6 protein-coding genes are annotated in these 7,711 nt (G+C 72.2%); all 6 read right to left on the minus strand.

Annotated features, from left to right (window positions below):
• Positions 1-278: 278 nt before the first annotated feature.
• The 6 genes from CA983_RS37475 to CA983_RS37500 all read right to left on the minus strand — a co-directional run bounded on the left by CA983_RS37475 (position 279) and on the right by CA983_RS37500 (position 7,399).
• Entirely contained in the window at positions 279-1,532 is a 1,254-nt protein-coding gene (locus tag CA983_RS37475) for a cation:proton antiporter (protein WP_086605190.1), read from the minus strand.
• 6 nt (positions 1,533-1,538) lie between these two features.
• Positions 1,539-2,024: a cation:proton antiporter regulatory subunit gene (locus tag CA983_RS37480; RefSeq protein WP_086605191.1), complete on the minus strand. Its 486-nt coding sequence runs from the start codon at positions 2,022-2,024 to the stop codon at positions 1,539-1,541.
• A gap of 131 nt (positions 2,025-2,155) precedes the next feature.
• Positions 2,156-2,614, minus strand: a complete 459-nt coding sequence (locus tag CA983_RS37485) for a hypothetical protein (RefSeq protein ID WP_086605192.1) — start codon at positions 2,612-2,614, stop codon at positions 2,156-2,158.
• A 418-nt stretch (positions 2,615-3,032) separates the two neighbouring features.
• Entirely contained in the window at positions 3,033-4,706 is a 1,674-nt protein-coding gene (locus CA983_RS37490) for a purine-cytosine permease family protein (protein ID WP_086605193.1), read from the minus strand.
• 126 nt (positions 4,707-4,832) lie between these two features.
• Positions 4,833-6,113, minus strand: coding sequence for a glycosyltransferase family 39 protein (locus CA983_RS37495; protein ID WP_107500327.1), 1,281 nt, complete (start codon positions 6,111-6,113; stop codon positions 4,833-4,835).
• Complete coding sequence (locus tag CA983_RS37500) at positions 6,110-7,399, minus strand: bifunctional glycosyltransferase family 2/GtrA family protein (protein ID WP_107500328.1); 1,290 nt, start codon at positions 7,397-7,399, stop codon at positions 6,110-6,112. The genes CA983_RS37495 and CA983_RS37500 overlap by 4 nt, the downstream gene beginning before the upstream one ends.
• Between the last annotated feature and the right edge of the window lie 312 nt (positions 7,400-7,711).

A 7,711-nucleotide genomic window follows, 5' to 3' on the forward strand; every position in this document is an offset into this window, starting at 1 on the left:
GGCACGGGAGTGCGGCCGTACGCCGCCCGGCCGCAGGGCCTGCCGTGTGCCGCACTTCAGTAGGCACGGGAGTGCGGCCGTACGCCGCCCGGCCGCAGGGCCTGCCGTGTGCCGCACTTCAGTAGGCGCGGGCGGACCCGGCAGGCAGCCGCCCGTCGTCAGCCGTACGGCACGCGCGTGGCGCGTCCGTGTGCGGGGACGCCGGCGGCGACGAGGCAGCAGGGGCTGAACTGCCGGGAGCGCACCGGTCGGTCTCCCGGCCCGGCCGCGGCGGTCGGTCAGGTGCGGCCGACGATGTCCTGGTCGTCGATGGTCTCGTGGGCGCCCCGCGGATCAGGTGCTGTCCTTCCGCGGGACGTGGCGTTCCTGCGGCGCAGTCGCCCGGTCAGGGCGGTGGCCACGGGCTCGGTGTAGCGGGCGGTCAGGGGGCCGAGGAGGACCAGGATGAGGACGTAGGCCGTGGCCAGGGGGCCGAGGGAGGGCTCGATGCCGGCCGTGACGGCGAGCCCGGCGATGACGATGGAGAACTCGCCGCGGGCCACGAGCGTGCCGCCGGCGCGCCAGCGGCCCTTGGGCCCGATCCCGGCGCGGCGCGCGGCCCAGTGGCCGGTGGCGATCTTCGTCGCGGTGGTGACGGCCGCCAGGGCGAGGGCGGGCAGCAGTACGGGCGGGATGCTGGCGGGGTCGGTGTGCAGGCCGAAGAAGACGAAGAACACCGCGGCGAACAGGTCCCGCAGCGGCGCGAGCAGGCTCGTCGCGCCCTCGGCGACCTCGCCGGACAGCGCGATGCCCACCAGGAAGGCGCCCACGGCCGCGGACACCTGGAGTTGCTGCGCGAGCCCGGCGACCACCAGGGTCACGCCGAGCACCACCAGCAGCAGCTTCTCGGGGTCGTCGCTGGAGACGAAGCGGGAGACGTGGCGGCCGTAGCGCACCGCGAGGACGAGCACGAGCGTGGCCACGCCCAGGGCGATGGCCAGCGTGACCGCGCCCGCCGCCAGGCCCACCCCGGCCAGCAGGGCGGTGACGATCGGCAGGTAGACCGCCATGGAGAGGTCCTCGAGGACCAGGATGCTCAGGATGGCCGGGGTCTCGCGGTTGCCGAGCCGCCCCAGCTCGCCCAGGACCTTGGCGATGACGCCGGAGGAGGAGACCCAGGTGACACCGGCCAGCACGACGGCGGCGGCCGGGCCCCAGCCGAGCAACAGCGCGAGCACCGCACCGGGCAGGGCGTTGAGGACGGCGTCGACCACCCCGGCCGGATAGTGGGTCTTGAGGTTGGAGACGAGGTCCGTGGCCGTGTACTCGAGGCCCAGCATGAGCAGCAGCAGGATGACGCCGATCTCGGCACCGATGGCGACGAAGTCCTCGCTGGCGACCAGCGGCAGCAGTCCGCCCTCGCCGAAGGCGAGCCCGGCCAGCAGGTAGAGAGGGATCGGCGAGAAGCTGAAGCGCCCGGCGAGGCGGCCGAGCAGCCCGAGCCCGAGGATGAGGCAGCCGAACTCGATCAGGAAGACCGCGGAGGAGTGCACGGCGGGTCACTCCCGCCCGAGTATCGCGGCGGCCGCCTCCACGCCCTCGCGGGTCCCGATGACGATGAGCGTGTCACCGCCGGCGAGCCGGAAGTCCGGCGCGGGGGAGGGTATCGCCTCGGCCCGGCGCAGCACCGCCACGATGGACGCGCCGGTGTCGGTGCGGATCCGGGACTCGCCCAGCAGCCGGCCGTTCCAGTGCGAGGAGCCGGACAGTTCGATCCGCTCGGCGACGAGCCCCAGGTCGGTGGTGGACAGCAGGTTCGGCGTGTGGTGCGCGGGCATCAGCGCGTCGATGAGCGTCGCCGCCTCCTCCGCCGTCAGACGCACCGACAGGTCGCAGGCGTCCGGGTCGTCCCTGCGGTAGGCGCTGATCGTCCGGTGGCCGTCGCGGTGGGCTACCACGGACAGCCGGTGGCTGTCCCGGGTCGTCAGGTCGTAGCGGACACCGATGCCCGGCAACGGCGTACTGCTGAGGCGTGGCGCGCTCATGTCTGTCCCCCTTCCGTCGGCGTGCGTGTTCCTGAGACTCGCCTGCGGGGGCCGCGCCCGGACGAGCGCCCAGATCCGGCCTGTGGGCTCATCCTAGGCGGCCGGGCGGGACCGTACCCGTCGTGCGTGTGCTACCTGGAGGGCACCGGGACAGCGGATCCTGACGGGAAGGGAGTGGCCGTGGACTGCCTCGCGGTCGCCCCCTCCACCTGCCGCACGGTGCCCGTCCCCGGCCGGGTGTCCCTGCCCGCGCCGGCGGACAACTGGGACCAGGCTCCCAGCGCCAGAGCCACTGCGGCGGCGGTGGCGACGACACGTCCCACGCGCCGGACCTTGGCACGGCGGTCCAGGTCGCGCCAGGCCACGCGGACCCACAGGTCCTCCGGCTGCCACAGGTCACCGACGGTGTGCGGGGGTTGGAGCTGCCGACCCGCCGCCCGCTCCCTCGCGGAGGGCTCCCTGGGGGCGGAGGCGCGTATGGCGGGCTCGCTGTCCTTGAGGAACCTCAGCCACACGTCGTCCGGGACCGGGGGAGTGCTGTCCGGCTCGTCGGGCGTTCCCCGTCCGCCGCCCGGTCCTTCGGTGGTCACGTCCCGTCATCTCCTCTCCGACCATCGGCCTGATCACTGCGCAAGGCGAGATCAGTATGCCGCCCGGTACACGAGGCCGCCCCTTCGCGGGTGCTCGCGCAGCGCGTCCGGGACCGACTTGGTACCAGCCATGGGCGGTCAGGTCGCCGTCGACGGTTGCGGTGCGGCCCAGCGGTGTCTCGCGGATACCTCGCGGGCCGAGCCAGGTGGCGGCCGTCCTGCACAGTGGCCGGTGGGGGCGGCGGGTTGGAGACCGCGCCGATGCCTTGCACGGTGTGGCGGCTCCCGTGCACGCGCAGGGCGCGGCCCACATGGCTGCGGCGGAAGGCCGTGGAGGCGGGCGAGCGGTTGGCGGCGGAGTCGTCGCGGTCAGCGTGCCGTGGGGCGGGAGCGCCTCGCGCCCTCCGCCCCACGGGTGTCAGACGGCGGCGGGTGCCTCCGGCAGGACATGGTCGCCGATCTTGTCAGTGCTCAGGCAGAGGGAGCAGACGACCGCGTCGTGCGTCCGGCAGGCGGCCACGTCAGGTCGCTCGAACTGCTGCCGGCACACGTGGCACTCGTAGGTGACGGCGCTGGGGTTGCCGTCCTCGTCCAGGAGCGGCTCGGCGATGCCGTCGTCGCCGCGGCGCAGGTAGTACCTGCCCTTGGTGACCACGGCCATCAGCGGGGTGAGGACGAACGCGATGACGGCGGCGGCGACGGGGGAGTACGGCTGGAGCGTGTCGCCCAGCGCGTGGAAGTACATGGCGATGGACAGCGCGGAGGCGGCGACGAAGGACACGACCCCGACCGGGTTGACGGCGTAGAGCATGCCGCGGCGGAACTCGGGGGCGTGCGGGGACAGCTTCAGCACGTACTTGTTGATGCCGATGTCGGTGGCCACGGTGACCACCCAGGCGATCGCGCAGTTCGAGTAGAAGCCCAGGATGCTGTTGAGGAAGCTGAACATGTCGGCCTCCATCAGGACGAGTGCGAAGCCCAGGTTGACCAGGACGAAGACCATCCGGCCCGGGTATCGCTTCGTGACGCGGGTGAAGGAGTTGGTCCAGGCGAGGGAGCCGGAGTACGCGTTCGTCACGTTGATCTTGATCTGGCTGATCACGACCAGGGCCACGGCCAGCGGGAGGACGAGCCAGGACGGCATCATCGCGTCGAAGGCGTGCTTGAACTGCTGGATCGGCTCGGGCGCGGCGGTGGGGCCCACCTCGGCGATGATGTAGACCGCGAGGAACACCCCGATGGCCTGCTTCAGCGCGCCCAGCACCACCCAGCCCGGTCCGGCCATCACCACGGCCGTCCACCAACTCCGCTTGTTCGCCTCGGTCTTGGGCGGCATGAAGCGCAGGTAGTCGATCTGCTCGCCGATCTGCGCGATCAGCGACAGGCACACGCCCGCGCCCAGCAGCACGGAGGCGGTGTTGACGCCGCCGTCCCCGTCGGTGCCCGCGTAGGCGAGGAAGCGGTCGACGGTCCCCGGGTCGGTGGCGACCAGGTAGACGAGCGGGCCGACCATCAGCAGCAGCCAGATCGGCGTGGTCCACACCTGGAGCTTGCTCAGCGCCGTCATGCCGTAGATGACCAGCGGGATCACCATGAGCGTGGACACCAAGTAGCCCAGCCACAGAGGCAGTCCGAGGCCCAGCTTCAGGCCCTGGGCCATGATCGAGCCTTCGAGGGCGAAGAAGATGAAGGTGAAGCTGGCGAAGATGACGCTGGTGAGGACCGAGCCGAAGTAGCCGAAGCCCGAGCCGCGCGTGATCAGGTCCAGGTCGATGTTGTAGCGGGCCCCGTAGTAGGCCAGCGGGAAGCCGGTCACGAAGATGACGACGGCGGCGACGGCGATCGCGAGCAGCGCGTTGCCGGTGCCGTGGGCCAGACCGATGCCGGCCCCGATGGAGAAGTCGGCCATGTAGGCGATGCCGCCGAGCGCGGTCGTCGCCACCACCATCGGGGTCCAGCGCCGGTAACTGCGCGGCGCGAAGCGCAGCGTGTAGTCCTCGAGGGTCTCCTTGACGGCCTGGTCGGTGCCCGGTGCCGCCTTCTGCGCGGGTTCCGGCTCGGCGACCTCGGCCAGTCGTGGCTCGGTACTCATGCCACGCCTCCTTGCTGCGGGTTGGGTACTGACAAGGCAGGCACGGTAGGCAGCGGTCGTTACCCCTAAATACTTCCTGCGTGAAGGGAGTGTTTCGGGAGGCATGGCACGAGGGCCGAGGCCGTTCTACGGCACCCCGAGTTCGAAGAGCACGTACCCCGCGTACGACCCGGAGGCCAGCGCGGCCGTGCCCAGCGCGGCGGCAAGGGACGGCCGGTTGAGCCGGCGCATGGCCAGGGCGAGCGGGATGTACAGCGGGAACAGCGGGAGCAGATAGCGCGAGACGTTGCCGAAGTACTGCTGGGTGGTCATCACCATGAGGTACGAGAGAACCGTGTAGACGACGAGCACGGCGGGCGGTCTCAGACGCAGCAGCAGCACGGTCAGCACCGGCACCGTCAGCACCACGCAGACCCCGATGACGTCCAGGAAGGGCATCGCGAAGAGATAGTCGAAGTGCCCGACCGGGATGGACGTCAGCACGTTGAACGAGTGGACTCCCCAGTCGAACTTGTGGGCCCAGGCCCCGTCCTGGAGCTTGGAGTAGCCGTTGATGTCGCCCATGCGGTAGTTGACCCAGGCGAGGTAGCCGAACAGGCCCAGCGGGGCGATCGCCACGGCGGCCAGCGGACGCCGGATCCCGTCCGCACGCCGGATCCCGTCCGCCTGCCGGCGCAGGGACAGCAGCGCGGCGAAGGCGAGGGCGGCGACCAGCGCGGCGGCGGTGGGCCGGCAGAGCCCGGCCGCGCAGGTCAGCAGCCCGGCGGTGATCCAGCGGCGGGACATGACGGCATGACAGGCCCATGCGGCGAGGGCCGTGTAGAGGGACTCCGAGTAGCCCGACCACTCCGTGCCCGAGCCGGGCCACACGGCCCACAGCCCGGCCGCGACCAGCCCGGCCCGGTGGCCGCCCAGCCGTTTCGTCACGGCGTAGACGCCGAGGGCGGCGACGAACGACGCGATGACGGAGACCGTCATGCCGGCGCCGTACAGGCCGAGTCCGGTGCACTCCGAGACCAGCCGCATCAGCGCCGGGTACAGCGGGAAGAACGCCGCCGAGTTGCCCTCCAGGGTGATCAGGCCCGTCGCCCCCGGGACCGGTTTCAGGGCCGGGTCGTACCCGTGCTGGGCGATCTGCTGGTACCACCAGCCGTCCCAGCTGGCCAGGACGTCCCAGGCGTGCTCGCCGCCACCGAAACGCGGATTCTTCTTCCGGAAGTCGCCCGCGGAGTCCAGCAGGTACATGAAGACGGCGAAGCCGGCCAGCTTCAGCACGCCGTACGTCAGCAGCACGGGCCCGTAGCGCACGGCGGCCCCGCGCAGCCACCGACGGAACTCCCGGGAGTTTTGGGGGACTTCGGGGGCGTCGAGGCCGGACGGCGGTCGACGCAGCTCGACGGTGCTCATGAGGATCCTGTCGTACGGCGAGGGGGACGGGCGTCGTGGCGGGCGGGGAACATCCAGGCCCGGAAGAGGAGGAAGCGCACCAGCGTCGCGGCCAGGTTGGCGGCGACGAGCGTCACGAGTTCGAGCCGGTGGCCGGTCCCGGGGGCGGTGTGGTGGACGGCGGCCAGCGAACCGCTGGTGAACGCCAGCCCGACCAGGAAGGCCGCGAGCCCCTTGAGGTGGTGACGCAGCGCGCCGCCACGGCCCCGCACCCCGAAGGTGAGCCGCCGGTTGGCGGCGGTGTTGGCGACCGCGCTGGCCAGCAGGGCGAGCGCGTTGGCCGCCTGCGCTCCCGTGGCCGGCCGGAGTGCGGTGTAGAGGAGCAGGTAGCACAGGGTGCTCGCGACCCCGACGGCGGCGAAACGCACCACCTGCCGGGCCAGGCCCGCCGGCAGCTCCCCGGCGAGGTCGCCGCCGCTTCGGCGCAGCGCGGACAGCGGCAGCCGGCCGCAGGCCAGGGCCCGGCCGAGCCTGGCCATGCCGCGCAGGTCGGCCAGGGCCGTGGACAGGATGTGCACCCGGCTGTCCGGGTCGTCCACCCAGTCCACCGGCACCTCGTGGATCCGCAGTCCCGCCCGCTCGGCGATGACCAGCAACTCCGTGTCGAAGAACCACGCGCGGTCCTCCACCAACGGCAGCAGCCGCTCGGCGACGTCCCGGCGCACCGCCTTGAATCCGCACTGCGCGTCGGAGAAACCCACGGCGAGCGTGGAGCGCAGCAGACCGTTGTAGCAGCGGGAGATGATCTCCCGCTTCGGCCCGCGCACCACCCGCGAACCGCGCGCCAGCCGGGTGCCGATGGCGATGTCCGAGTGGCCGGAGATCAGCGGCGCGACCAGCGGCAGCAGCGCAGCGAGGTCCGTGGACAGGTCCACGTCGAGATACGCCAGCACCGGGGCGCCCGAGCGTGACCAGGCGGCGTGCAGCGCACGGCCGCGCCCCTTCTCGGCCAGCCGGATCCAGTCCGTGCCGGGCAGCTCCGAGGCCAGCCGGGCAGCGATGCGCGGGGTCCGGTCGGTGCTGGCGTTGTCGGCGATGGTGATCCGGAAGGAGTAGGGGAAGGCCTCGGTGAGGTGCGCGTGCAGGCGCCGGACGCAGGGCTCCAGGTCGTTCTCCTCGTTGAAGACGGGGACGACGACGTCGAGGACGGGATCCGGGTGGTGCGCGGGCAGCGGCGCCCGGCGCGGCAACGCGGACGGCTCGGTTGGCGGGCGGTCGAGCAGGGCCGGCCGCCGTACGGTTCTCATGGCTGCTTCACGGTCTCTTTCTGGCGCCGGACGTACGCGAGCGCCGGTTCTGGGCATGCCGAAGCCGCCCGTGGCGGTGGTGCGGTGACGGGGTTCGGGGCGCTGACGCCCCTGGCGGGACGGGCTGCTCAGACGGCCGCCCCCGACGGGCAGGGCCGCTCAGGCGGCTACTCGGTGGCCGATGCGGAAGGCTCCTGCGTCTCCTCCAGGGGAAGGCCTCGGTGAGGTGCGCGTGCAGGCGCCGGACGCAGGGCTCCAGGTCGTTCTCCTCGTTGAAGACGGGGACGACGACGTCGAGGACGGGATCCGGGT

This window comes from Streptomyces swartbergensis, assembly GCF_002148965.1.
In the GTDB taxonomy this organism is placed as follows: domain Bacteria; phylum Actinomycetota; class Actinomycetes; order Streptomycetales; family Streptomycetaceae; genus Streptomyces; species Streptomyces swartbergensis.

Bases quoted from the DNA above. Each gene is read 5' to 3' on its own strand.
- CA983_RS37495 (WP_107500327.1), bottom strand. From the start codon at position 6,113: ATGAGCACCGTCGAGCTGCGTCGACCGCCGTCCGGCCTCGACGCCCCC.
- CA983_RS37500 (WP_107500328.1), bottom strand. From the start codon at position 7,399: ATGAGAACCGTACGGCGGCCGGCCCTGCTCGACCGCCCGCCAACCGAG.
- CA983_RS37490 (WP_086605193.1), bottom strand. From the start codon at position 4,706: ATGAGTACCGAGCCACGACTGGCCGAGGTCGCCGAGCCGGAACCCGCG.
- CA983_RS37480 (WP_086605191.1), bottom strand. From the start codon at position 2,024: ATGAGCGCGCCACGCCTCAGCAGTACGCCGTTGCCGGGCATCGGTGTC.